The organism is Cyanobium sp. NIVA-CYA 375, from assembly GCF_056108345.1.
The window spans coordinates 1-1,147 of the sequence record NZ_JBSYHW010000225.1 but is presented as its reverse complement, the minus strand read 5'-3'; the positions used below and the strand labels follow the sequence as shown (position 1 = coordinate 1,147).

At 50.9% G+C, this 1,147-nt stretch carries 1 protein-coding gene; it reads right to left on the bottom strand.

The genetic code is table 11. From position 1 onward, the window contains the following. Nucleotides 1–152: 152 nt before the first annotated feature. On the bottom strand, nucleotides 153–1,147 hold a 995-nt coding region (locus AC01FP_RS17705; protein ID WP_474482052.1), incomplete at its 5' end, for a nucleotide sugar dehydrogenase.

The window sequence follows — 1,147 nt, the reverse complement described above, 5'->3', positions numbered from 1 at the left end:
ATCCGCATGCGGCACCCCATGGGGGCGGGCTAGGTCTCCAAAGCCCCGGTTGACTACGTCACATACCACTGGATTGTGGTCTGCTTTTTTCAGGCGATTAAGTACCCGGCTTCCCACACAGCTTGTACGGCCTTTAACAAGAACGTTGGCTATCAATGCAAGCTCCCTCGCCCTATTTCCCAGGTCTCAAGTCCTTGTGCCTCTGCTTCTGCCAAGTTGGTGACCCGTCTTGCATCAAATTCCCAGCCGTGGTGGCGCATACGCGCTGCAAGACTCGCCCAGTTGAGATTTCTGTATTCTTGCCATTCCGTGATAATAAGCACTGCATCGGCTCCTTCGCAGGCCGATTCAATGCTGCTGGCTTTTTCATATTTTCCTGCAGATGGGGCACCGTCCTCGCCAATGGCGAGGAGCTTGTCGATCGCTTCCTCCCTTACTCGTGGATCGTGGATACCTATGTTAGCGCCGTCGTGAAGTAGATCGCGGCATATGCCTTTCGAGGGGCTTTCTCGTGTGTCATTTGTATCAGCCTTGAAGGCAAAGCCTAGAACGGCAATACGTTTGTCTCGCATAGTGCCAAATAGGGAATTCCCGATCATTCGGGAGATGCGCTTTTGTGACCATCCATTTAGCTCTACAACAGAGCGCCAGTAGCAAGCCACCTCTTTAAGACCGTAGTGTTCGGCCAGATAAATTAAGTAGAGAAGATCTTTTTTATAACAGCTGCCTCCTAAGCCTTGGCCTGGCCTCAAGAATTCACTGCCAATTCGCCTGTCTGTGCCAATTGCGGATCTCACCTCCCCTATGTCGCCTCCTGTAGCTTTACATGGTCCTGCGATTGCATTTATTGATGATATGCGTTGAGCCAGAAATGCATTAGATGTGAGGTTTGCTAGTTCTGCAGGCCAGAGATTGGTGGTAATAATTCGACTTGATTCGACCCAGTTGTTATAGATACTTGCGAGTTCATTGACTGCTGCTTTATTGTTGCCCCCAACTAGTACCCTGTCTGGGTTTTGCAGATCATTGATGTCAGTTCCTTCTGCCATGAATTCGGGATTTGAGAGTATCTCAAAGCGGCTGGCAAATATCTGGCCGGCGTAGCTGAGCATCGCCTCACGTGATTCGGGGCCTCCGAGGGTGGCGG